We start from the raw sequence: 25,142 nt of genomic DNA on the forward strand, positions 1-25,142 counted from the left end.
CACGGGTCCCCTGAAATTCGGATTCACCACAGTGGTTCCCCTGGCTCCGAGCATGGGTGGTGGGTGGACGGCTGCGCGGAGGCGCTCAGTGATTCCTCGCCTCTTCGACGAACTCCCGGGCTATCTGCGACATCATACCGAGAGCCTCTTCCTCACTTACCGCCGCCCCTGTGTTGGATCCCATGTCGAGGGACACCGTTCCGGCAAGGACCCGGAGTCCGACAGCAATCCTGTTCCCGTCGAACGATTCTTTGGTGACGTAGGCCTCCTCCCCGATGTCCGGGCCAGGGACAACTTCGATGGTGAACCTCTGGGGCCCGGTTGCTCCGGACACCGTCTGGTCGAATGCGGCGCAGTGAGCCATCAGCTCTTGGCTGTAATCAAAGTCGGCAATGGCGAGGGTCTCCCGAGGGGCGCTTCGGACATCGAAAAGGATCGTGCCTACTCCATGGTCACCAAGGTTGAACACTTCCCCCAGGGCAAAGCCCATCGAGAGGTCCAACTGCGCCTGGTGCTGCCACGACCTATGGAATACGTTGCATTCAGCTGGATTGGTGGGACCCAGGATGGACGATGGCGATGCAGACGCCGGCGGTTGGGGCATCAAGGCGTAGGACTTGCGCACCATGGCCGTGTCCTCAGCCCTTCCGCCATGCTGCATTAACACCTTGCCGCTGATCGCCATGAGTTCCTGGTCCGTGAAGATCTTCGGCGGCGTAGCGGTGGGCTCAGCTGAGGGCGCTGCAGCGCTGGTAGGCGCCGTCTTGGCAGTGGCACTGCCGTTGGTCGGCGAAGTGTCAGCAGGCTTTTCGGATCCGCAGGCCGTGAGGATCAACAGCCCCGCAACCATGACGACGGCCGCGCCGAACGGGCCGGGACGTGAGCTGTTCTCCATCGCTTTCCTCTCGCCATCCAAAGGCTGCGCCATGACGCGCGCAACTGATGTGCCGATGCTAGGAACTGGCAGGGTGCGTCAGCAGAGGCGAAGGACCCGGCGCGCCCGACGACGGCACTCAGGTAAGTGCCGTCGTCGGGATTTTGTGTCCGGCCAGGTCAGCCGACTTTGGCCAGACGGTACAGAACCACCTGGTCGGGGTGGATTCTGGGTGACGCGACGCCCACCTTTTCCAGCGCACGGCCGGCGAACACCGCGCCCGGAAAGCCCACATCGTCCCGGACGGTTGCCCTCAGCGACGCGCGCCCGATGTGTCCTCCGGCTGACGTCGGCTGGCCCCACCATTGCGGCGGGACGAGTCCGGAGGGGGTGGGTCCGGTGAAGACCGGGGCCACTTGGTACCTCGCCTCCGGGTCGAGGCCGCGGAAGCGGAGGCGCCCGGCTGGGTCCGGGTAAAGGCTGTCCAAGGCCACTTGCGCGAAGATCGCGTTGGAGCGATCAGGACTGACAACGCCGTGCACCATCACCTTGGAATCCGGGCCATCCATGCGGATCACCTCCCCTGCGAGCAGCAGTCCGCGTTCTTGTTGGTAGAACGAGATCCACCGGCGCAGGTGGTCGAGTTCCTCGTCGCTGGCGATGGTGAGGTCCCATTCGACACCGAGGTGACCGAAGACGGCGGTACCGGCGCGGAACGCCAGGTCGTGCTGGCGGCCAGTCGTGTGGGAACGGCCGGATGCAATGTGCGAACCCATGTATTCGGGAGGCAGCAGCTGCGCGGTCCACCGGAGCATTGCCTGCCGGTCGTGGGGGTCGATGTTGTCAGACACCCACACCCGGTCTGTGTGCTCCAGAACGCCAAGGTCCACACGGGCTCCCCCTGAGGAGCACGATTCGATCTCCAGTTGGGGATGTTCCGAACGGATCTCCTCCAGCAGCGCATAGAACGCCAGCGTCTGCCGGTGCACACCTGCACGTCCATCCTCCAGCTGGCTTCCTGCCTCAATGAGGTCCCGGTTGTGGTCCCATTTGATGTAGTCCAGCGTGTATTCGGCAAGGAGCGCGAGGATCTGCTTCTTGACGTGTTCGTATGCCTCGGGGATTCCGAGGTTGAGTACCTGCTGGTTGCGTGACTCGATGGGCCAGTCGGAGCGGGCCGCCATGATCCATTCCGGATGATCGCGGGCAACATCACTGTCCGGGTTGACCATCTCGGGTTCGAACCATAGCCCGAACTGCATCCCCAGTTCATGGACGCGGTCAACCAGCGGGTGCAGTCCGGCCGGCCACACATCCGGAGAGACGACCCAGTCCCCCAATCCTGAGGTGTCGTCGCGCCTCGAACCGAACCAGCCGTCGTCGAGCACGAAACGCTCAACGCCGGCAGCAGCGGCACGTTCCGCCAGGTCGATGAGTTTCCGTTCCTCGTGGTCGAAGTACACTGCCTCCCATACGTTAAGGGTCACGGGGCGTTCGGCGGATACGGGAGATTCGCGGCTCCGCACGTGCGCGTGGAAGCGGCTGGCGACGGCGTCAAGGCCGGTCCCGTAGGAGGCGTAGACCCACGGGCTCTGATAGGTATCTTCATGGCCCAGCCGGACCTCGCCCGGAAGAAGCAGTTCTCCGCCACCGAGCAGCTGATCGCCAAAGAAGCGCTCCGCGTAGTGGCGGTGGTTTCCGCTCCATGCCGTGTGGACCGCCCAGACCTCGCCGTGGCCGAATCCGAATCCGGGAGTTCCGGCGTGCAGGATGAAGGCGCTGTCAGAGCCGGTCCGGCCCTTTCGGTTCTCACGCAGGTGCGTCCCTGTGCGCAGGGTTCCGCGCTGTGGAACCCGTTCAAAGTTGTGGCTTCCCGCGAAATCGAGCAGTTCCGTTGCCTCAGCAGGAATTGGGAAGGTCACGGAGACGTCGTCGACCGCGTACGTTTTTTCGTGCAGGTTGGTCAGCTTCGCCCGGCTGCGCATCAGCCCGCCGGGAAGCAGGTCCAACGTCAGGTCGAGGCGCAACCGTTGCGCGTCGTCGATTGCGACAACCAGCACTCGACCTGCTCCGGTGGATGCGAAACCGGTCACAGGTGCGCCATCAAGGGCCACAGTGTGGACCTCGAATTTCGGTGACCACCCAATGCCATCGAAGGATCCGCGCAGTCCTGGGCGCCCCATCCAGCCTGAGTCCTGTCCGGGCACGAGGCCGGGCCGGGGCGGGACGTCGATGGTGCTGGAACCCGTAACGGGAGTACTGGCTCCTACCATTGTTCTGGCCTCTTCGGCAGTCAGCACCGGCAGTTGTTCGCCCCAGTGCACGATAGCGGGCAATTGGCCGTCCGTGGCGTCGAGGACCACGGACACTCCAGCTGCTGTCAGGTGCAGGATCGCTCCCGGGTGGTGGGTGGGCATGGAAGTCCTCACGGGTTCTTGGGTGACGGGACGGCGGTCAGGGCTCCCCGTTCGGGATCCCAGTGCACCGGCAACGGGTCGGACACGACGCCGTCGAAAGAGCCGTCGCTGTTGGCGTCATGGCAGGCCATCATGAACCATTGGCCGGACCTGTCCTGGACGAGCTTTCCGCTATAGAGCGGCGCCGTGGTGACTATGGCGGCGGATGCGACGTCGAAGGGACCACTGAGATGGCGGGTTTCGAGGCTCCAGATGCCGCCGCCGTCGAACCCTGCGGCTTTTCCGGCGGATAGCGTATCCACGCCGCATGAGAACAACAGGATGATCCTGCCGTCCAGCACGACGGTTTGGGGAACCTCGAGGTGCCCGAATCCGGAGCCGGGCCGGCTGAGGGGTGGGCTGACTTCCCAGGAGGAGAGATCGGGTGAGACTGCGTGGCCGATGACGCCGCGGTTGTCGTCCTCACCCTCATTCGCGCGGGCAGTGATCAGCATGTGCCAGCCGTCGCCGTCCGGGTCGGCGAAGACCCAAGGGTCCCGCCAAGCCTCTTCCGGCCAGCTGCTGTCGCCGTATCGTTCGTACCAGCGGGCGTCGGGTTTAAGCACGACGGCGGGTTGTTTGGTCCAGGTGTAAAGATCCGGGGACGTCGCAACACCGATGGCCTCGATGTTGTGGGTGTCATAAAAGCGGGCGCCGGTATAGAACATCCGCCATAGCCCGTCGGGGCCCTGGACCACGCTGCCCGTCCAGGTGGAGGTTGCATCAAACGCCTCCGGATCATCTGGCTGCAGGACCACGCCGTGGGGTTCCCACGTGGCCAGGTCCCGTGAGGTGGCGTGGCCGATCCGGGCATTGCGGTGGCGCAGTGCCGGGTCGCCCAGGCTCTTGGGGGCGTGGAGGTAGTACATGTGGAACGTGTCGCCGTCGTCGGCTATCCAGAAATCCCACACCCATGAGTCTTTGAGGCTGAAGGCCAAAGTAGTGCACCTATTCTTTTCGTTGAGGTGTGCCGGTTGGGTCGACGCAGAGCGTCAGCCCTTGATGGCGGAGCTGCTGATACTGGCGACGAACCAGCGCTGGAAGATCAGGAAGACCGCCAGGACCGGGACGATAAACATCGTGCCGAAGGCAAGCACCTGGCCCCATTCGGGAGGCTGCTGGTTCTGGAAGATGCTGATCGCCAACGGCAGTGGCCGGACGGTCGGGTCTGAGACCATCAGGACTGGCCACAGGTACGACCCCCACTGGGCGAGGAAAGTCAGGATGGCCACTGTGGCGAATGCCGGCTTGGTGATCGGGACGATGACTTGGAAGAACGTCCTGAACGGCCCGGCTCCGTCCAGCCTCGCAGCCTCTTCGATTTCGGCGGGGACGTCCAGGAAGAACGTGTAGAAGAGGAAAATCGAAAACGCGTTGGCGATGAACGGGATCGCCTGGATGACGACAGTGTCCCGCTGTCCCGAAAACATGTAGTACAAGGGAAGTGCGACGGCTTCGAACGGGATGATGGTCAGGATGATCACCAGCAGGAACAGCACCTTCTTGCCGCGCCATTTCATCCTCGCGAACGAGTAGGCCGCCATGGAATTCACGATCAGGCTCCCGGCAACCACGGCCGTGGTGACGATGATCGAAACAAGCGCGAACTGGCCGAAGTGGCCGGTGGCATCTGAACTGAGATGGTCGAAAACGCCGGCGTAGTTGGCGAAGGACAGGTTGGTTGGCATGAAGCCGCTCAGGCCGCTCAGAACCTCCGCGGACGGCCGGAAGCTGCCAACAATCAGGTAATAGACGGGCAGGAAAAAGAACAGCGCGACAACAGTCAGGATCAGGTAATGGAGTGCTGTCTGCCAGCGACGGGTACGCTTCATGCTGCTGGATCGCCGGGTCGGCTCCATGGCCTTCGACATCGTCATCAGACCCCTCCCCGCTGGCGAACGGCGGCGCGTTGGATGATTGCGATCACGGTGATGATCAGCATGAAAATGACAGTCATGGCAGCGGCTTGGCCCACGTTGTTGTTATCGAATCCTGTGTTGATGATTTGCGTCATGACGGTCTCGGTGGAACCACGGTCAACGCTGCCGGACCGGCTCAGCAGGTAGACCTGGTCGAACAGCCTGAACGAAAAGATGGTGGTGATGAGTGAAACGAAGATCAGGGTGTTGCGGATGCCTGGAACAGTGACGTTAATGAACTGCTGCCATTTGCTTGCCCTGTCCAGCGATGCGGCTTCGTAGAGTTCGGCAGGAACGCCCTGCAGGGCCGCCAGGACAATGATCATTTGGAAACTTACGCTCTGCCAGATCGACATGACAACGATGGAACCGAGTGCCGTGGAGGGACTGCCGAGCCAGTCGTGGCTGGCCAAAGCGCCACCACTGACAAGCCCCAGGATGGAGTTCAGGAGCCCTTCGTCGCCGCGGGAGTAGATGAGCCGCCAGATCACTGCGGTAAGTGCCAGTGGGAAGACCAATGGCATGAAGATGAACGTCCTGAAGACCACCATGCCGCGCAGCTTGCGGTTGACCAGGACAGCCAAGCCCAAGGCCAGAACCGTTTGCACCGGAACAACAATGACGGCGAAGGTGAAGTTGTTCAGCAATGCGTGGCCGAAGGCTGCGGACAGGTCAGGATCGGCGAACAGGCGCATGTACTGTTCAAATCCTACGAACCGGGCGGGCCGCGGGCTGTTGAGCTGCACGCGGTAGAAGGACAGGACGATTGCGAGCACGAACGGCGCCACAAGGAAGATGGCAAGGCCGAGCAGTGCCGGGCTGGCGAACAGTGGACCCGCGAACCGGTGGCCGGTAAGACTGCCGGATGACTTTCGCTTGGCCGGCGCCGCTGCGGGGGCCGGGATATTTCGGGTTTCAGTGGTCATGATGGAGGCTTTCGCTGGGAGCGAGTCCGGCGGGTCCGGCCACCCTGGAGTGGGGCGGCCGGACTCCTGCGGAGGTCTATTTCTTGTATCCGTCGTTGTCGGCGAAGTTCTGGTCGATGGCACGGGCTGCGGCGCTCAAGGCTTCCTTGGCGTCCTTGCCCGCGTAGATGGCGGCTTCTGCTTTACCGACCTGGTCCGTCACGATGGGGTAGCCGGCGGTCACCGGCCGTGTGACGCTGACACACGTCTCGGTGATCTGGTCTTCGGGACCGCAGGCCTTGCTCAGCTGGTCGCCGAGCAATTCCAGCTTCTTGCCGGGACCGTAGAGGCTCGAAGCTGCCAAAGCCGTTTTGGTCGCCGGCGGAGCGCCGTTGGCGTCGGTGTAGATGCGAACGCTTTCGTCGGACATCAGGAAGTCCAGGAATTTCCCGGACGCGGCGCCGTTCTTGGTGGAAGCGCCCATGCCCCACGCGAAAGTACCCGAGGCAGTCTTGGTTCCTTTCCCGAAATTAGGCAACGGAATTGACACCAGATCGCTGCCAAGGGTCTTGTATGTGGGATAAGTCCAGTGGCCCACCCAACTCAGCGCCACCCGGCCGTTCGGGAACGCCAGGCCGTCAGCATTGGGATCCGTGTATTTTTTCCACGACGCGAACGTCGTCAGTGACTTGACGTTGGCATCGGAATCCAAAGCACCGGCTGCCTTGTTGTCCTTGAGCATCGTGCCACCACCTGACCAGATGACCGGTCCGGCAGAACAACACGTTCCCCACTCCCCAGCGAAGCCATACTGTTCAGACAAATCCAGCGGCTTTCCCCCTGGAACGACGGTAGCGAGCTTATCCAGGACCCCGGTGAACTCCTGAGCCGTCCAAGCCTTCTCCGGTGTGGTCGGGTACGCGACGCCTGCAGCATCGAGGAGTTTCTTATTGCCCCACAGGGCGAGGCCGGCATTCATCATGCCAACGCCGTACACCCCGCCGTCCACCGTGTTCTGCGCTTTGATGGAGTCCGTCTGATTGGACAGTGATTCTTGGGAGACGGAGCCCGACAAGGGTGCCATCTTGCCGTTGTACACAAAACTGGCCAGCGTGGGTCCGTCGAAGTCGAGTACATCCGGCAGGTCGCCCGGGGCTGCCGAGTTGACTGCTTTGGTGTACTGGTCCGAGGGGAACAGTTTGAGATTTACCTTGATCTTGTTCTGCGACGTTTCGAAGTTGGAGATGATCTTCTTCAACGCGTCATTCTCGGCTGCCTGGCCATCTACGGCCCAGACGTTGATCGTGCCCTCTCCGGAGCCCGCTTGGACGGAAGGGCCGGCGTTGCCGGCGCCCGGTCCCCCGCAGCCAGCCAGCGTCAATGCCGCCGCAGAAACGGCAGCCGTGGCGGCAATGATCCGTGTCCCGCGACGGGTCTTTGAAATGGTCATCATCATTGATTCCTCTGGAAAATGTGGAACTTATGGAAGCGTTTCGATGCCTGGATATCGTCAGGCGGGGCATGAGGAGGGTCACTTCTCGCTGCTGCAAATGCAGTCTACGCGGGTAGACTTTCTTCCGCAAGAGATATCTTTTTTCCCGCAAATAAGATGTATTTGGTCCTTCGTTACGGAGTCCACCCGGGTAGACTCATTGCAACAATGAGGTGAAAGGTGTTCTGGATGGCAAACATGCAGATAGGTTCCGGAAAAGTCACACGGACTGACGTTGCCCGATACGCGGGCGTCAGCACCGCCGTCGTCAGTTATGTGATCAATGGCGGACCCAAGCCGGTTGCGGCAGCCACAGCCGAACGCGTCCGGGAAGCCATCAGAGCACTCCAATATCAACCCAACGCAACCGCCCGCGCCCTGACCATGGGCTCCGCCCGTCTATTGGGGATCATTGTCCCGGACAGCACCAACCCATACTTCGCCGAACTGACGGACACCATCGCACAGGCGGCGGCCGCCCGCGGCTACGCGCTCCTCACTGCCAACTCCCGCACCGACGCGGACACTGAGCGGCGAAATACGGTCAATCTGGTATCCCGCCAGGTTGACGCGATCATTCTCGCAACCGTCCTGCCGCCCAGCGAAGTGGCAGCAATGCAGGTCCAAGGCATTCGCCGCGTGCTTATCGACCAGTCCAGCATCGTCCATGGCATACCAATCGTCAGTACCGACTTTGAGCAGGGAGGCACCATTGGCGTTAAGCATCTGATCGGACACGGGCATCAAGACATCGGCATATTGGTGGGCAGGGATATTGATCCTGCGCGCCCGGACCCGCGGCAGAATGGCTGGAAGAAGGCCCTCAACGAGGCAGGCCTGCCGGAGGGGCCGGCCGAACTCACCGACTTCACCCGCCAGGGCGGATATGAAGCAACCCGCCGCCTGCTGGCACTGCCAAAACCGCCCACCGCGATCTTCGCGAGCTCGGACCTGCTGGCCATAGGCGCGCTGCGCGCTATTCACGAAGCCAACCTGTCCATACCGGACGATATTGCAGTCGTTTCGTTTGATGGAACATCCGAATCGGAGTTCAGCTGGCCCCAGCTGACCACCGTGCGCCAGCCCATCGACCGGATTGCGGAGCGCGTGCTTGCGGCCGCCTTGTCACCGGAAGAACCCGCCGGCGGGATTGAGCTCCTCACCACCGAACTCATCGTTCGCAAGTCTTGCGGCTGCTGACCCTGGCGCCCACGTAGCTTTCCCGCAGTTTCCTTCGTTTTTTGCCCTCCTGATTCTCATGGGAATATATCCTGAGCACACTCAGTTATGAGCATGGTCACCAACGTGCGGACGCATTCGCAGGTCTTAGCGTCCGCGGCGGCCGAACTACGGCCGGACTGCGGTGATTCCCTGAAAATCGAAAGCAAAGGACTATCCCATGACCCTTCACGAAATGCACGCACTCAATGGAGCAGTCGTCCTGGTCACCGGCGCGAACGGGGGCATCGGAACCCACTTCGTCCACGGCGTCCTCGCCCGGGGCGCCAGCAAGGTTTACGCCACCGCCCGCACCCCCCGCACCTGGGAGGACGAACGGATCGTCCCACTCACCCTCGACATCACGGACCCGGCCTCAATACGGGCGGCCGTCGAGGCTGCGGGCGATGTCACAGTATTGATCAATAACGCTGGAGCCAGTGTTGCAACCCCAGGCATCCTGACCCACACGGACGCCGAGATCCGGACCAATGTGGAGACGAACTTCCTCGGCCCGCTCTTCCTCGCCCGCGCCTTCGCGCCGATCCTGGCAGCGAACGGGAAATCCGCGATCATCGATATCCACTCCGCGATGAGCTGGTACGCCGTCGGCGGCATCTACAGCGCCACCAAGGCCGCCCTCTGGTCTGCCACCAACTCGCTGCGCCTGGAGCTCGCCCCGGACGGGGTGCACGTGGTGGGAGTCCATGTCGGCTACGTCGATACGGCGATGGCCGCGCACGCCACCGACCCCAAGATGGACCCGGCCGACTTGGTCACCACGGTGTTGGATGCGGTCGAAGCGGGTGAGTACGAGGTCCTCGCCGACGAGACGTCCGTCCAGCTCAAAGCCGGACTCAGCGCCCCCATCGAGGCACTTTATCCCCAGCTTGCATCCGGGAAGCCTTAGTACCAGTTGATGCGCCGTGGCGATGGATCCAACCCATCACCACGGCGCATCTGTATCAATACTTGACATTGAAATGAGTACACTCATAATTGATTGTAGTCACCTAGACAAAAAGGAGCATCGCGGCATGCGGGCATTCGTCATCAGCAAGTACAAGGAAGCACTACACGAAGCCGAGGTTGCTGAACCCGTCGTCGGCGAACGGGACGTGCTGGTCCAGGTTCAAGCCGCCGGCTTGAACCAACTCGACGAGAAGATCCGAATTGGCGAGTTCAAGCAGATCCTTCCCTACAAACTCCAGCTGATCCTTGGCAACGACGTAGCCGGCACCGTGCTGAGCGTCGGGCCGAAGGTCACGGAGTTCAAACCCGGCGACGAGGTCTACGCCCGTCCACACCAGGACCGCATCGGGACGTTCGCCGAACGCATCGCCGTCGCGGAGGAAGACCTTGCACTCAAGCCCATGTCCGCCAGCATGGCGGAGGCAGGCTCGCTCCCCCTGGTAGCCCTGACGGCATGGCAGGCACTCGTGGAGCGCGGCCATGTCCAGCCGGGACAGAAAGTCCTCATACATGCCGGCGCAGGCGGAGTAGGTTCCATCGCCATCCAGCTTGCCAAACATCTCGGCGCGACCGTTGCTACCACAGCCAGCAACTCCAACGCCGGGTTCGTGCGGGACCTCGGTGCTGACATCGTTATCGACTACCGCACCGAGGATTTCGAGCAGCTTCTGAGCGGATACGACCTGGTGCTCGACAGCCTCGGAGGGCAGAACCTGCAGAAATCACTGCGCATCCTCAAGCCCGGCGGAAAGGCGATCGGAATTGCAGGACCGCCTGATCCGGCCTTCGCCCACGAAGCCGGCCTCAACCCTTTGCTGCGCCTGGCGATCACCGGTCTCAGCAGCAAGATTCGCAGGCAAGCCAGGAAGCTCGGCGTCAGCTATGAATTCCTCTTCATGCGCGCTGACGGAAACCAGCTGCGTCAGATCAGCAAACTGGTGGACTCTGGAGTATTGCGCCCCATCGTTGGGAAAGTGTCCCCCTTCGACAAGGCGCCGGAGGCACTGCAATCCTTGGCCGCAGGAGGCTTCCGGGGCAAGGCAGTACTCACCCTCACCAAGTGACCCCAGCCCCGCCACCCAGACCAAGAACCAGGAGAAGAACCACCGTCATGGACAACACCGACACCCCGAACGGACCCGTCGTCGCCTCATACGCTCAGGCACCAACCAGAACCATCACCGCAGGAGGCATCAGTTACGCCTACCGCGAGCTTGGGCCCAAAGGCGGCATCCCCGTCGTGTTCTTTGTTCACCTTGCGGCCACCCTTGATAACTGGGACCCCCGCATCATCGACCCCATCGCCAAGAACCGCCACGTCGTCACTTTCGACCAGCCCGGCGTCGGCGCTTCCACCGGACACGTCCCTGGCAGCATCGAAGAAATGGCCGACGACGCCTACACCTTCATCCAGGCCCTCGGGTTCAACACAATTGATGTCTTCTCCTTCTCACTGGGCGGGATGGTCGCCCAGGACCTGGTCCTCAAGCATCCCGGTCTTGTCCGCAAGCTCGTGCTGACCGGAACCGGTCCGCGCGGAGGGAAAGACATCGACAAGGTCGTCGGCACCACCTACCTGGACATCCTTCGGGCAACCCTCACCCGGTCCGATCCCAAAGAATTCCTGTTCTTCAACCGGAACGCCACCGGCAAACCCGCTGCGAAAGCCTTCGTTAAGCGCCTTCAGGAACGAACAGATGACCGTGACAAACCAATCAGCCCCCGCGCCTTCCAGACGCAGCTGAACGCAATCCGGAGGTACGGCCGGTCGGCCCCGTCCAATCTGTCCGCCATCAACCAACCAACCCTCATCGCCAACGGCGACAACGACCGCATGGTGCCCTCCGCGCTCTCCGCCGAACTTCACCAACGCATCAAAGGGTCCGAACTGATCATCTACCCCGACTCGGGCCACGGCGGTATCTTCCAGTACCACGCCAAGTTCGCACCCGCCGTCGTCGGATTCCTCTCTCCCTGACCCTGAGAATGCACGCTGGTCGCCTCACCCGGCAGGCCAGCGCTTCCACGCATCAATCATCCTGGGAAGCGCCGACCCGGCCGCCCGGGCGCATTGAGCACTGACGTACGTAAAGAGAGGCGAGATCCTCCCCCGTTTCGTCGATATACTCAATACTGAGTCCAGTCAGTTACGCCCGGAGGAACCACCATGCCCGTCACATCCCGGCCGCTCGGCAGGCGCGAGCGGAACAAGCAGGAAAAGCTGGACCGCATCACAGCCGCAGCCACAGAGCTGTTCGCTGAACACGGCGTTGAGGACGTCACCACCCAGCAGATCGCCGACAAAGCCGACATCGGCACCGGCACCCTTTTCCTTTACGCCAAATCCAAAGGCGAACTCCTCCTCCTGGTTCAAAACGCCCATTATGCCGAGGCCCTGCAACAGGGACGGGCTAACGCTGCAGCCATCGAGGATGCCCTGGACGCGGTCATGGCGATCGTGCGGCCGATCGTTGAATGCAACCGAACCCAGATCGATAACGGACGCTTCTACCTTCGGGAAATGGTCTTTGGCGACCCCACGGAGCCACACCACAGCGAAGCTCTCACCATCGTCGCCCGAACAGAGGAAGCCATCGCCGCCATACTGGCCCGCGACCAAATGGCCGACGCCGGGGCCGCAGCGACGACGGCGCGCATCGTCTCAGCGATCATGTTTGTCAGCATGGCAGCGAGTGTGAACGCCGGGCTGGACATTGAAGCACTGGTACAGGACATCAAGACACAAATCACCCTGCTGATGCCTCGCTGACACGCCCACCCTTGGGACGACCCCTGGATGTGCGTACGCTGCCGCCACCACCCTTTACGCGCTCTTCGGGAGACCGCCCCCACCGCCATCCCCCGACGCCGACCGTTTTACCCTCACACGAGTTAGGTATGCTAGGCCGAAAGCGAGGGGCAAGGTATGGGCAAACGTAAAGCGACGGCACTGGATGTGGCGCAACGGGCAGGAGTGTCCCGCAGCGCCGTATCACTGGTGCTCAACGGCAGGGCAAACGGAAACGTCACCGCTGAGCGCCAGGAGCGCGTGCTCCGCGCCGCGGCGGAGCTGGATTACACGCCGAACTCCGTCGCCCTCAGCCTTCGCAACCAGCAGACATCAACAATCGGCATCATTACGGATGACATTGTCACGAGCCCCTTCGCCGGTCGGCTCATCAGCGGCGCCTCCCGCACGGCCCTGGCCCGCGGATACATGGTCCTGGTGGTCGACACAGAACATGACACGGCCCGCGACAGCACTGCGGCGCAGCAACTAGTGCACCGGCAGGTCGACGGAATCATGTACGCCACCGGCAGCCTGCGCGAAATTACCGCACCGCCGGCGATGCTCACCCTCCCCGCCATCCTGGCCAATTGCACTGATGCCAGCTCCCGACTTCAGTCGGTCATACCGGCAGAAGTCGACGGTGGACGAGCGGCGGCACAGCTGCTGATCAACCTGGGACACCGCCGCATCACCCTGCTGACCGGAACCCTCAGCTCCCCCGCCGCTCCGCAGCGCGAACAGGGTTATCGCCAGGCCATGGAAGAGGCGGGGCTGGGCCCTGAAGAACAGCGGGTCCACGTGACCGGGTGGGATATCGACGAAGGTTACCGGGCAGCGTCCCTCGTTCTGGGCGGCAGGGCTCGGCCGACCGCAATCATTTGCGCCAACGACAGGGTTGCTACCGGAGTTCTGCTGTACGCCGCGTCCGCAGGATTGCGCGTGCCGGAGGATTTGTCTGTGGTGGGCTACGACGACCAGCAGAACCTCGCCGCGAACCTTGTTCCCGCCCTCACCACGGTGGCACTTCCGCACGCCGAAATCGGAGCGGCGGCCATGTCCCTGCTGCTGGATGCCATCGAAGGAAAAGCCCCGGCAGCAGAGCCACCGGACGCAGGAGCAATTTTCATGCCCTGCCGGATCATCCCGCGCGCGTCCACTGCGGCGGTCCCGGCGGGCTAATGAGGCGCACGGGCTCCACAACGCATGGTTGAACCATCGTGGCAGGCATGGCCTCTCCCGGCCTCCGGCGTGGGCCCGCTCTCCGCGCGTCGCACGACTGCTTACACGCGTGGGACACCCACTTTCGAACCACAAACAAACTCGTACTTGACACGTGTTAGGTCCGCTACCTACTCTACTTAACACGTGTTAGGAGAAGCCGACAATGACGTCTGAAGAGACACCCGGGAAGACCACCCCCTCATATGGGCGGCGGCCAGCAAGCCGACGTTCGCAACTCACGCGGCGTTCCATGCTGGGCCTTACCGGCCTGGCTGTTGCGGGGGCCACGGTGGGCGCCTGGCCCCGACTGACCGGGAGTGACATTCCGGGCCGCGGGAGCAAGGCCCTGAATATCGCCATCCTTGGAACGGCGGCAGATGCCGCGTCCCGCCAGGGCCTGGTTGCCGCGTTTACCGCCGCCCACCCTGATATTCCGGTCCGCTTGCAGGCGATTCAGGGCGCGGACTGGAAGGATTTCTTTTCCAAGATCCTCACCATGGCCGCCGCAGGAACACCACCGGACGTCGTCTACGTTGCCACCGAGGGCGCCCAACTGTTCGCCGACAAGCTCGCCGAGCCGCTGGATGACTATGTCCGCCGGGACGCCGGGGACATGAGCGACTACTTCGATGACGTTCATCCGAGCCTGCTGGAAGCCTTCATGTACCAAGGCAACCTCTACCAGCTTCCGCTGGACTGGAACGCGGCGAACATGTACCTGAACACCACCACCTTCGCCCAGGCCGGACTCGACCGGCCCAGGGACGACTGGACGCAGGAAGACTTCAGCGCCACCCTCCGTGCCCTGCGGAAAGCGCGCCCGGCCGACTTCACCCCCTACTACTGGACGAACCGGCTTTTCGGCGGAGTAGTGCCGTGGCTCTACGCCAACGACACCAGCTTCCTGACCGAAACCAAGGCGCCCGGTGGAGACTGGCTCTGGGACCGCTTTTACCCGGACGACCCAGCCCGGACCACCCGCGGCGGCGGCTATCAATGGCTGGCTCCCAACGCCGAAGACGGGCGGGTCATTGAAACCTTCGACTACCTGCGCGAACTCGTTGCCGAAGGCCTCGGTGTGCGTCCTGAGTCAGGGGGCGGCAACGCGCTGGTCGGCCTGTTCGGCAATAACCGCATCGGCACCACGCCGGCAGGTGGTTACTGGGCGCAGGGCCTGCACGACGCCGGCATGACCGCCGACCAGTTCGACGTCCAGTTCTTCCCCCGCTGGCGGACGCAGCGGCATCAGTTTGGTGCTGCCGGCTATGCGATCATGCGCACGGCCAGGGACAAGGACGCCGCCTGGGAATGGGTTAAGTTCTGCTCCAGCCGGGAGGCGATGCAGCTGGCCATTCCGAAGCCGAACACCACACCCACCCGCCGCTCGATGGTCAACGATTCCTTTTACGCAGGCACCGGTCCCAGGCATTGGAAGGTCTTCTACGACACCCTCGACAGGTTCCCCACCTCCGGCCCGATCCCCGCGCCGCCGCAGCAGGCCGCCGTGGAAACCGCCTTGATGAAAAACGTTTCCACCGCTGTCAGCGGCAGCTCCGCTGATGTGCGGGCCGCAATGGGGACCCTGCAACGCGACCTGGAGCTGGCTCTGAGGAGGAACTCATGACCACCACGCCTACGTCACCACGCCTAACCGTAAGGCCACCGGTAACGCGCCGCTCGTTCGTCGAGCGGTGGCTGGCCATGATTTTCCTTGCTCCCACGGTACTCGGGATGGCCCTGTTCACCTTCCTGCCGATCCTCGGCTCGCTGGTCCTGGCCTTCTTCCGTTGGGACATCATCTCGGCACCCCAGTTCGTCGGTTTCGCCAACTTCGCCTCGCTGGCCCAGGATCCCACCGTCCGCGTGTCCTTCCTTAACACCATCGTGTTCGTCGTCGTCGCAGTCATCCTTCAACTCGGCATCGCCCTTGGCCTTGCTTCAATGCTGCAGGCCAGGATGCCGTCCTGGCTGAGGGTATTCCTTCGTTCCACCTTCTTCTTTCCCCTGGTGCTGTCCGCCGCGTCGGTGTCCATCTTCATGCGGTACATGTTCAACGAACAGTTCGGCGTGGTGAACTGGCTGCTGTCCCTGGTCGGCATTCCCGCAGTGCCGTGGCTGACCAGTCCGGTGGCATCCGCAGCCGTCGTGGTGCTGGTTTATGTATGGCAGAACTTCGGGTTCTCCTTCCTCCTCTTCCTCGGCGCCCTGACCAACATTCCCAAGGAACTCCACGAGGCCGCGAACCTCGACGGCGCCACGGGCTGGAAGCAATTCAGCAATGTCACCTTCCCGCTGATCAGCCCCACCGTGCTCGTCGCCTCCGTGATGGCAATCATCAGTGCCCTGCAGGTCTTCGACCAGCCCTATGTCCTGACCAACGGGGGCCCAGGCGATTCCACGCGCACCGCCGTCATGGTCATCTTTGAATCCGCCTTTCAGCAACTGGAATTCGGCGAAGCCTCGGCCATCGGCCTGGTCCTGACGGTGCTGATCCTTGCCGTCACTGCCCTGCAATTCCGCCTCAGCCGCCGCTTCGTCTTCTACCAGTGAGGTCCCTCATGTCCAGCCAGACCCTGCACACCGGGACCGACTTGCCGTCCGGTTCCACCAGCGGAACGCCAACAACCCACAGGCCAGACCGCCGCCGACGGCGGCCCACTGCAGGCACTGTCGGCAGGTACGCCGCCTTGGCCGTGGCAGCGGCGCTGACCCTGGGACCGGTCCTGTGGACCCTGTCCACTTCCCTGCGGACGCCGTCGGAATCCTTCAACCTGCCCCCGTCCTTCCTGCCCGTCAACCCTGACTTCACCGCTTACCAAGAGGTGTTCAAGCAGATCAATGTGGCTCTCCTGGTCCTGAACAGCGCCCTGGTGACCGGGCTGATTGCACTTGGCCAGATGGCTTCCGCAACGCTGGCCGGCTACGCCTTCGCCCGGCTGGACTTCCGTGGAAAGAACGCGATCTTCTCACTGGTGCTGGCTACCATGATGGTCCCGGTGCAGGTGACGATCGTCCCGGTGTTCATGCTTGTTCGCGGGATGGGTCTGTCCGACACCCTGCTGGCCCTCATCCTGCCGGCCATTCCAACCGCCTTCGGCACCTTCCTGATGCGCCAATACTTCCTGGGCCTGCCCAACGACTTCGCGGAAGCAGCCGCCCTGGACGGTGCCGGGCCATGGCGGATCTTCCGTTCCGTCTACGTCCCCCTGGCGGTCCCCGGCATGGCAATTGTCGGGATCCTGGCCTTCAATTTCCACTGGAACGAGTTCTTCCGGCCCTTGATCCTCACCATCAGCGAACAGAACTTCACTCTCCCCCTCGGCCTGGTCACGCTCCAGGGCAACCTGGGCACCGGGAGCATATCCGTGGTCCTCGCCGGCGTGATCCTGTCCATGCTGCCCGCACTGGTCGTCTTCATCTTCGGCCAACGCACCCTCCGCGAAGGCCTCACGGCCGGCGCGAGCAAATAACACAACCTCTCAAAAGGATTCCTGTGGAGACACTTACCTCGACTCGTACGGCCGCCACTGCAGACAGCTACCGCCCGGCCCTGCACTACACCGCGAAAGACACCTGGCTCAACGACCCCAACGGCCTGATTTTTCACGACGGCCTCTACCACCTCTACTACCAGAACAACCCGCTGGGAAACACGTGGGGAAACATGTCGTGGGGTCACGCCACCTCTGCCGACCTGCTGACCTGGACCGAACACCCCGTCGCCATCGCCTGTGACGAGGACGAAGACATCTTTTCGGGCAGCGTCGTCTACGACCGTCACAACACCAGCGGTTTCGGCAGCGGCTCCGCCGCCCCGCTCGTGGCGATCTACACCAGTGCCTTCAAGACGGGTTCATTGCACGAGGGTGTCCAGGCCCAGTCGTTGGCCTACAGCCTGGACGGGGGCTACGCCTGGACAAAACACGCAGGCAACCCTGTACTCAGCCGCGGGTCCGCCGAGTTCCGCGACCCCAAGGTCTTTAGGTACGACGGCGGCACGCAGGGTTACTGGGTCATGGTCGCCGTGGAGGCCACGGACTTCCAGGTGGTCCTCTACAAATCCGAGGACCTGAAGAACTGGGAACTTCTGAGCACTTTCGGCCCCGCAAACGCCACCGGCGGCGTCTGGGAATGCCCCGATCTGTTCCCCCTCCCCGTGGACGGCGACCCGGAAAACCTCAAGTGGGTCCTCACCGTCAACCTCAACCCCGGCGGCCCCAACAACGGCTCAGCCGGCCAATACTTCATCGGAGACTTCGACGGAACCACGTTCACCTCCGCCAGCACCGTCACCGAAGGCACCCAGGACCCTGGCCGGCTGGGAGAATACCGCTGGCTGGATTGGGGCCGGGACTATTACGCCGCCGTCTCCTTTGGGGACGCCCCCGGCAACCGGCGCCTCATGGTCGGCTGGATGAACAACTGGGAATACGCCAACGACATCCCCACAGCCCCATGGCGCAGCCCCATGAGCCTGGTCCGCGAGATGTCGCTCCAGGCCAAGGCCGGGGACTTGTGCCTGGTCCAGCAGCCCGCGGGTGACTTGACTGTCCTGGCCGGCCCGGAATCGTTCTCCCTGTCTGCGGAGACGATCGACGCCGGCGTGCAGGTTCTAGCCGGTGCGGCGGGCACGGTCCAGCGCATTGACGTCAGCTTCACCCCCGGGAGCGCGGAGGAATTCGGCCTCATCCTGCGTGGTGACGGCACGAAAGGAACCCGCGTGGGCATCCGGCCCGGCCTGGCCACCTTGTTCGTGGACCGGCGCGAATCCGGGAGGACAGACTTCCACCCATCCTTCGGCTCCATCGACACCGCCCCCATTGTGGCGGCGAACGGCTGCTACCACCTCACCGTCTTCGTGGACCACTGCTCTGTTGAAGTCTTTGCCCAGGACGGCCAGGTCACCATGACCGAACTGATCTTCCCTGCCGGGACCAGCAACGAGCTCGCTGTTTTCGCCACCGGTGGCACCGCAACCATCAACAGCATGAGGGTCGCGCAGCTCGCGTAGGGCTGCACCCGGGGCGGCGCCAGGCCCCCCACCGAAGATGAACTCCGCGCACAGGTTGAGCATCAGCCCCGGCAGTACACCTAGACCCGCTCCGGGAACGACTCGACCTTGGCAGGGTCGCGCTCCACGACGTCGCCAAGGGCATCGTCGATCAGTTCAAGCGTTTCGCGTCCTAGCACGAGCCCGGCGGCTTTGACTGTGTCATCGAGCTGTTCGGGGCGGCTGGCCCCGACAATCGCGGCGGAAACGTTCGGGTTGGCCAAAACCCAGGCTACGGCCAGGGTGGCAAACGGCACGCCCAGGTCCCGGGCTATCGGCTTGAGCTTCTCCACACGCTCCAGCACCTCCGGCTGCATGAACTTGTGCCCGGTCTTCACTCCACCGTCATCATCGCCGAAGCGGCTGCCAGCCGGCGCCGTGGAAGCGCTGTATTTGCCGCTCAACACGCCTTGGGCCAACGGTGACCAGCACACCTGGGTGATTCCCAGCTCTTCGCAGGCCGGCACTACCTCGGGCTCGATGACCCGCCAGAGCATGCTGTACTGCGGCTGGCTCGAGACCAACCCGATGCCCAGGTCGGCCGCCAGCGCTGCGCCGGCCCGAATCTCCTCCACGGTCCATTCGGAGACCCCGATGTAGTGGGCTTTACCGGCATGGACGATATCCGCGAAGGCCCCCATGGTTTCCGCCAACGGGGTTTCATAGTCGTACCGATGCGCCTGGTATACGTCCACGTAGTCTGTCTTCAGGCGCCGCAGCGAACCATTGATGGATTCCATGACGTGCTTGCGGGACAGGCCGCGGTCGTTCTTGCCCGGTCCCGTGGGGAAGAACGCCTTGGTCATGATTTCCACGCCTTCGCGGCGGACTCCCTTCAGGGCCTCGCCGAGCATGGATTCGGCCTTGGTACCTGCATACGCGTCCGCGGTATCGAAGGTGGTTACGCCCAGGTCCAGCGCTTTCTGGACACATTCGGTGGCGAGGTCCTGGTCCACGGTTTCGCCGTGCGTAGCCCAATTGCCAAGAGCTATGGCACTGACATACATGCCGCTGGTGCCTAGTTTGCGGTATTCCATCAAGTTTCCTTTCACGGGGTGCCGGAGGGCCCGGCGGAATGAGGAGGATGTGGGGTGCTGGCAGTCAGGGCAGGGCGCGGGGAGGTCCTGTGGTTCCGCGCACCACCAGGCGCACCGGATGTCCCAAGGCGGCAGGGGCCCGCCCATCCAGGACGTCCAATAGGATCCGGGCCGCGCTTTGCCCTTGTTCGGCTACTTCGTGGTCCATTGTGGTCAGGTCCACGACGTCACTGAGCTCGTGGTTGTCGAATCCCAGAACCGAGAAATCCCTCGGAATGTCCAATCCTGCCTTGCGCAGGATTTTTAGGACACCGAAGGCCATCTCGTCGGAGGCGACAAAGGCCGCCGTCGGAACCTGTTCCGCAACGAGCAATCGGGACATGGCGGCCGCACCCCCGGCGACACTGTTCTCATCCAACTGTTCAAGGGTGCTGTCTTCGGGCAATCCCGCTTCGGAGAGTGCCTCCCGATAGCCCAGGAGCCGTTGCCGGGGAGGCACACCGCCGAGGTTGCTGCGTTCGTCATCGCGGATGCCAATGAACGCGATCCGTTCATGGCCGAGATTCAGCAAGTGCCTCACCGCAGCCCGCCCGGCGCTGAAATTGTCCACCGATACTGATCCGATGCCCGGCGCCTCCGCCCCCAACAGCGCCACAGCCTGGCCTTGGGAAACCAGCGATTCGAGCTCGTCCCCTGTGGGCTGCAGCGCCATGATGATGACCCCGTCGGTCCTGCCATGCAGCTGGGCGCCGGCAAAGAACCTCTCCCGCTGGGCACGGGTGGCCAGCTCAAAAAGGAGCACGTCAAAGCCGGCCTCCCGGAGGGTCCGGGCTGCTTCGCTGATGACCTTGCCGAAAAACCACTTCGCCAGGACCGGCACCACAATGCCGACCGCGCGCGTTCGGCCTGTCGCAAGCCGCGAAGCAGCGGGAGACGCAGAATAACCCAGTTCGCGGGCCGCATCCTGCACGCGCTTGCGGGTGGTAGCGGATACTCCCGGTACTGCCCGGAGAGCGCGAGAAACTGTTGATACTGAGACTCCAGCCATGGCGGCGACGGCTTCTACACTGGCTGTCATGTGACCATGCTAGGCAGATCCAAATCTTTAACGCAAGCGCTTGCAAAATGCGGGAACAGGCTGATGGACAACCATTCTGTGGAGTTTAAGGTGCACCCTTGACAGCGAACGAGTAACGCGCGTAACCTCGATCACACGCAGAAGTAACGCGCGTTACCTACCGGCAGCATCGTCCCAACCCCCGGAGCATTCAATGGCGAAGACCACTACCCCTACCCCCACCGGGGCTGCGCGGCAGCGGGGTGTCACCATGAATGATGTCGCCAGGCACGCCGGCGTTTCCCGGACAGCCGTCTCGTTCGTGCTGAGCAACCGCGAGAATGCCAGCATTTCCGAGGAGACCCGGATTCGAATCAACGAGGCCGTTCAGGCTTTGGGCTACCGCCCGAACGCCGGGGCACGGGCGCTGGCATCCCAGCGCAGTGACTGGTACGGGATCGTCACCGAAATCGTGACCGCACCGTTCGCCGTCGACATCATCAAAGGAGCCCAGGACCAGGCCTGGCTGGACCGCAAATTCCTGCTCATCGCGCCCTCCGACCAGGCCGATGCCGTAGGACCCAACCAAGGCATGGAAGATGCCGCCATTGAAAAGCTGCTGGAACAGCGAGTGGAAGGCCTGCTCTACGCAGCCACTTACCATCGGGGCGTGCACGTTCCGGAAAGCGCCAACGAGGTACCCACCGTCCTGATCAACTGCTTCGACGTGGACGGAAGGCTGCCCTCGATTGTCCCCGATGAGCACGCAGGCGGCCGCGTCGCCGTCGAACGGTTGCTCCAAGCCGGCCACCGCCGGATCGGAGTGATCAACCTGGACCCGGATATCCCGGCAGCAGTCGGACGTTTGGCAGGTGCCCGCGAAGCACTTGCCGGCGCCGGGCTTGAGCTGGACCCCGAGCTTGTGGTGCCAGGACATGCGACGGCGGATGGCGGGTACGAGGCCGCGTGCCAAATCCTGGACCGCTACCCGGAACGGGACAGGCCAACCGCGCTGTTCTGCCTCAACGACCGCATGGCGATGGGCGCTTACGACGCCATCAAAGAACGGGGCCTGACCATCCCCGGAGACATCGCCGTGATTGGCTTCGACAACCAGGAACTGATTGCGGCCTACCTCAGGCCCAAGCTGACCACGGTTGCGTTGCCGTTCGAAAAAATGGGCGCTCTGGGAGTCCAGACGCTCGCAGCCCTGACAGCAGGACAGCCGATAATTGCCGACCAGCAATTAGTCGGCTGTCCGCTGCTAGAACGCTCTTCGGTCTGACCGCGAAATCAATAGCGAAGAGCAACCCCTCCCCCAACCCCTTCACCTTGCTGATGAAGATAGGAAAGAGATACCCATCATGACACAACCCCGATTCCTGAGGGCTGCCCGAGTGACGGCAGCCGGGCTGGCGATAGGCGCACTGCTGCTGACCGGCTGTGCAGCCAACAAGACCGGCGGCACCGACGCCGCGGCGAACGCCAGCGCCTTCCTCACCATTCCGCGTGAAGACATGGGCACGTTCGTCCAGAATTTCAATCCATTTGCACCCACTGTCAACCCGATGGTCCAGCAGTCCATCTACGAGTCGTTGCTGGTCTTCAACCCGGCCAAGGGAGACACGATGCCGTGGCTCGCCACCGAATGGAAGGCCGCCGACGACGGCAAGTCCATTACCTTCACACTGCGTGATGGGGTGAAGTGGTCCGACGGTCAACCGTTCGTTGCCGACGACGTCGCCTACACCTTCGAGCTCCAGAAGAAACTTAAGGGCGGTTACGAGTACTTGGACGGCGTGACCGCAGAAGGAAACAGGGTCACGTTCAACTTCAACAAGCCTTGGTCCCCAGCCCTCTACGACGTCGGTCAGCTGAGCATCCTGCCCAAGCACATCTGGTCCGCCCTGGCCGATCCGGAAAAGGACGCCAACGCCAAGCCGGTGGGCACCGGGCCGTACACGGTGGTGGACAGCTTCCAGGCCCAGTCTTTCGTGCTGAAGAAGAACCCCAATTACTGGCAGCCCGAAAAGCAGAAGATCGCCGGCATCAAGATGCTTGCCTTTGCCGGGAATGACGGCGCCAACCTCGCCGCCGCCAACGGCGACGTGGACTGGGCTCCGCAGTACATCCCGAATATCGAAAAGACCTTCGTCTCGAAGGATAAGGACCACCGGCACTACTGGTTCCCGGCCACGGGCGCCATGATCAACTGGCAGCTCAACACCACCAAGGCGCCCTTCAACGATGTTGATGTCCGCAAGGCGCTGAGCATGGCCGTGGACCGGGACCAGGTCACCAAGATCGGCATGAGCGGCTACGCCAAGCCCGCAGACTGCACCGGACTCTCCGGCAACTACGAGACCTGGAAGAACACCCAGGTCAAGGACAACTGCACTTGGACCAAACTGGACGTCCAAAAGGCCAATGATTTGCTGGACAAGGCGGGCTACCCGAAGGGTGCGGACGGCAAACGTACGCTCAAGGACGGCAAGCCCTTCGAATTCAAGATCTCCGTGGGCGCGACTTCGTCCGACTGGCTGTCCGTAGCCAACGTGATCGCGCAGAACCTGGCAGAGGTGGGCGTAACAGCCAAGGTGGAGTCGCCGGACTGGGCGGCCGTGGTTGCCGGCTACGAGACAGGCGATTTCGACTCCGGCATCGTCTGGAGCGCCAACGACCCCAGCCCATACAAGTACTTCAACACCTCCATGGGGAGCGCAACCGTCAAGCCGGCAGGCACCAAGACGTTCGACAACTACCACCGCTTCGGCGACCCCAAAGCCGACGCCCTGCTGACGGAGTTCGCGGCAGCCACCGACCCGTCCCGGCAAAAGGACATCGCCAACAAGCTGCAGGAAGAGTACAACGACGCCGCACCGCTGGTGCCGCTGTTCTCCGGCCCGGAGTGGGGTGCCTTCAACGACACCCGCTTCACCGGCTGGCCCACCGAGGACAACCCTTACGCCACACTCTCGGTGCGCTCACCTTCCACGGTACTGGTGCTGACCACACTGGAACCGCGCAAGTAGTCCCACCGCCTCCCTGGCCGCACTCCGCTGCCAGGAAACCCGGGCGGCGTAGGCCATCACGCATCACTGCTGGCCGCCGGATCATCCGGCGGCCAGCCCCTAAACTTTCCGCAATTCCCGAAATGGAGGGAAACCGTGCGCTTCATCCTGCGCCGCCTGGGTTTCTACCTGATCGCCTTCTGGGCATCCATCACCCTGAATTTCCTGCTCCCGCGCTTCATGCCCGGGGACCCCGTCTCCCGCATGTTCGCCCGCTCCCAGGACAGAATGCAGCCGGAACAGATCGAGGCGCTGCGCAAGCTGCTCGGCGTTGACGACCGGCCTCTCTGGGAGCAGTACATCGATTACCTCCACAACATCTTCACCGGGCAAATGGGCGTCTCCATCTCACGTTTCCCCACCCCGGTCACGGAAGTCATTTCGTCCCAGATCGGTTGGACCCTCCTGCTCGGTGGAACCGCGCTGGTGATTGCCGCCGTCGTGGGCAACCTGCTGGGCATCCTGGCCGCCTGGCGGCGAGGCGGCGCGGTTGACTCAGCACTCCCCCCGCTGCTCGTGTTCATCGGCTCGTTCCCGTACTTCTGGCTGGCCATGGGCGCCCTGTACCTGTTCGGCGTGGTGCTGGGCTGGTTCCCCATCCGCCACGCCTTCACCGACGGTTTGGAGCCCGGCTTCACATGGGAGTTCATTGGCGACGTCGGCGCCCACCTGGTGCTCCCGGCGCTGACCATCGTACTGGTCTCCGTCGGCGGCTGGATGCTGGGAATGCGGAACACCATGATCGCCACCAACTCCGAGGACTACATCACCATGGCTGAGGCCAAGGGACTCCGTCCGGGCCGGATCATGCTCCGCTACGCGGCCCGCAACGCCATGCTCCCGTCGGTCACGAGCTTCGGCATGGGGCTGGGATTCGTGGTGGGCGGTGCGCTGCTCACCGAGGTGGTGTTCGCCTACCCGGGGGTCGGATACCAACTCCTCAACGCCGTCCAGGGCCTCGACTACCCGCTCATGCAGGGCCTGTTCCTGACCATCACCGCCGCCGTGCTGCTGGCCAACTTCATGGTGGACATCCTCTACGTCCGCCTCGACCCGCGCGTGCGCAGCAACTAGGGACC

At 63.0% G+C, this 25,142-nt stretch carries 21 protein-coding genes; 13 read left to right on the forward strand and 8 right to left on the reverse strand.

Annotated features, from left to right (window positions below):
- Positions 1–85 precede the first annotated feature (85 nt).
- The 6 genes from ACFVVC_RS10615 to ACFVVC_RS10640 form a co-directional block, all read right to left on the reverse strand.
- Positions 86–895, reverse strand: a complete 810-nt coding sequence (locus ACFVVC_RS10615; RefSeq protein WP_387452421.1) for a hypothetical protein — start codon at positions 893–895, stop codon at positions 86–88.
- A 158-nt stretch (positions 896–1,053) separates the two neighbouring features.
- Complete coding sequence (locus ACFVVC_RS10620) at positions 1,054–3,291, reverse strand: alpha-galactosidase (RefSeq protein ID WP_387452424.1); 2,238 nt, start codon at positions 3,289–3,291, stop codon at positions 1,054–1,056.
- An 8-nt stretch (positions 3,292–3,299) separates the two neighbouring features.
- Positions 3,300–4,268 (reverse strand): family 43 glycosylhydrolase, encoded by a 969-nt coding sequence (locus ACFVVC_RS10625; RefSeq protein WP_387452427.1) that lies wholly within the window; start codon positions 4,266–4,268, stop codon positions 3,300–3,302.
- A gap of 54 nt (positions 4,269–4,322) precedes the next feature.
- Positions 4,323–5,207: a carbohydrate ABC transporter permease gene (locus tag ACFVVC_RS10630; protein ID WP_387452430.1), complete on the reverse strand. Its 885-nt coding sequence runs from the start codon at positions 5,205–5,207 to the stop codon at positions 4,323–4,325.
- Complete coding sequence (locus ACFVVC_RS10635) at positions 5,207–6,175, reverse strand: carbohydrate ABC transporter permease (RefSeq protein ID WP_387452432.1); 969 nt, start codon at positions 6,173–6,175, stop codon at positions 5,207–5,209. The genes ACFVVC_RS10630 and ACFVVC_RS10635 overlap by 1 nt, the downstream gene beginning before the upstream one ends.
- A gap of 76 nt (positions 6,176–6,251) precedes the next feature.
- A complete protein-coding gene (locus ACFVVC_RS10640) occupies positions 6,252–7,607 on the reverse strand; it encodes an extracellular solute-binding protein (protein WP_387452435.1) in 1,356 nt (451 codons plus the stop codon).
- A 228-nt stretch (positions 7,608–7,835) separates the two neighbouring features.
- Here ACFVVC_RS10640 and ACFVVC_RS10645 point away from each other — a divergent pair, with 228 nt between their 5' ends.
- The 10 genes from ACFVVC_RS10645 to ACFVVC_RS10690 all read left to right on the forward strand — a co-directional run bounded on the left by ACFVVC_RS10645 (position 7,836) and on the right by ACFVVC_RS10690 (position 18,859).
- The gene (locus tag ACFVVC_RS10645; protein ID WP_387452437.1) at positions 7,836–8,846 is read left to right on the forward strand and encodes a LacI family DNA-binding transcriptional regulator; all 1,011 of its coding nucleotides are present in this window, start codon (positions 7,836–7,838) and stop codon (positions 8,844–8,846) included.
- 214 nt (positions 8,847–9,060) lie between these two features.
- Positions 9,061–9,774 (forward strand): SDR family oxidoreductase, encoded by a 714-nt coding sequence (locus ACFVVC_RS10650; RefSeq protein WP_387452684.1) that lies wholly within the window; start codon positions 9,061–9,063, stop codon positions 9,772–9,774.
- A 127-nt stretch (positions 9,775–9,901) separates the two neighbouring features.
- Positions 9,902–10,900: an NADP-dependent oxidoreductase gene (locus tag ACFVVC_RS10655; RefSeq protein ID WP_387452440.1), complete on the forward strand. Its 999-nt coding sequence runs from the start codon at positions 9,902–9,904 to the stop codon at positions 10,898–10,900.
- A 47-nt stretch (positions 10,901–10,947) separates the two neighbouring features.
- Positions 10,948–11,814 (forward strand): alpha/beta fold hydrolase, encoded by an 867-nt coding sequence (locus ACFVVC_RS10660; protein WP_387452443.1) that lies wholly within the window; start codon positions 10,948–10,950, stop codon positions 11,812–11,814.
- 189 nt (positions 11,815–12,003) lie between these two features.
- Positions 12,004–12,606, forward strand: a complete 603-nt coding sequence (locus ACFVVC_RS10665; RefSeq protein ID WP_387452445.1) for a TetR/AcrR family transcriptional regulator — start codon at positions 12,004–12,006, stop codon at positions 12,604–12,606.
- Positions 12,607–12,762: 156 nt separating this feature from the next.
- Positions 12,763–13,806 carry a LacI family DNA-binding transcriptional regulator gene (locus ACFVVC_RS10670; RefSeq protein ID WP_387452448.1) on the forward strand — a complete coding sequence of 348 codons (1,044 nt, stop codon included), beginning with the start codon at positions 12,763–12,765 and terminating at the stop codon, positions 13,804–13,806.
- Between the two features lie 292 nt (positions 13,807–14,098).
- Positions 14,099–15,472: an extracellular solute-binding protein gene (locus tag ACFVVC_RS10675; protein ID WP_387452451.1), complete on the forward strand. Its 1,374-nt coding sequence runs from the start codon at positions 14,099–14,101 to the stop codon at positions 15,470–15,472.
- Positions 15,469–16,398, forward strand: coding sequence for a carbohydrate ABC transporter permease (locus tag ACFVVC_RS10680; protein WP_387452453.1), 930 nt, complete (start codon positions 15,469–15,471; stop codon positions 16,396–16,398). The genes ACFVVC_RS10675 and ACFVVC_RS10680 overlap by 4 nt, the downstream gene beginning before the upstream one ends.
- A gap of 8 nt (positions 16,399–16,406) precedes the next feature.
- Positions 16,407–17,318 (forward strand): carbohydrate ABC transporter permease, encoded by a 912-nt coding sequence (locus tag ACFVVC_RS10685; protein WP_387452456.1) that lies wholly within the window; start codon positions 16,407–16,409, stop codon positions 17,316–17,318.
- Between the two features lie 23 nt (positions 17,319–17,341).
- Positions 17,342–18,859, forward strand: coding sequence for a glycoside hydrolase family 32 protein (locus ACFVVC_RS10690; RefSeq protein ID WP_387452459.1), 1,518 nt, complete (start codon positions 17,342–17,344; stop codon positions 18,857–18,859).
- An 80-nt stretch (positions 18,860–18,939) separates the two neighbouring features.
- Here the strand turns inward: ACFVVC_RS10690 and ACFVVC_RS10695 are convergent, their stop codons facing one another.
- On the reverse strand, positions 18,940–19,935 hold the full coding sequence (locus tag ACFVVC_RS10695) for an aldo/keto reductase family protein (RefSeq protein ID WP_387452462.1): 996 nt from the start codon (positions 19,933–19,935) through the stop codon (positions 18,940–18,942).
- Positions 19,936–19,999: 64 nt separating this feature from the next.
- Positions 20,000–21,013: a LacI family DNA-binding transcriptional regulator gene (locus tag ACFVVC_RS10700; protein ID WP_387452465.1), complete on the reverse strand. Its 1,014-nt coding sequence runs from the start codon at positions 21,011–21,013 to the stop codon at positions 20,000–20,002.
- Positions 21,014–21,206: 193 nt separating this feature from the next.
- Between ACFVVC_RS10700 and ACFVVC_RS10705 the strand changes: the two genes are divergently transcribed.
- From ACFVVC_RS10705 to ACFVVC_RS10715, 3 genes are all read left to right on the forward strand, one after another.
- A complete protein-coding gene (locus ACFVVC_RS10705) occupies positions 21,207–22,277 on the forward strand; it encodes a LacI family DNA-binding transcriptional regulator (RefSeq protein WP_387452468.1) in 1,071 nt (356 codons plus the stop codon).
- 79 nt (positions 22,278–22,356) lie between these two features.
- The gene (locus tag ACFVVC_RS10710) at positions 22,357–24,024 is read left to right on the forward strand and encodes an ABC transporter substrate-binding protein (protein WP_387452471.1); all 1,668 of its coding nucleotides are present in this window, start codon (positions 22,357–22,359) and stop codon (positions 24,022–24,024) included.
- A 135-nt stretch (positions 24,025–24,159) separates the two neighbouring features.
- Positions 24,160–25,137, forward strand: a complete 978-nt coding sequence (locus ACFVVC_RS10715; RefSeq protein ID WP_387452474.1) for an ABC transporter permease — start codon at positions 24,160–24,162, stop codon at positions 25,135–25,137.
- The last annotated feature ends 5 nt before the right edge of the window (positions 25,138–25,142 follow it).

The organism is Pseudarthrobacter sp. NPDC058196 (assembly GCF_042882685.1).
GTDB lineage: Bacteria > Actinomycetota > Actinomycetes > Actinomycetales > Micrococcaceae > Arthrobacter.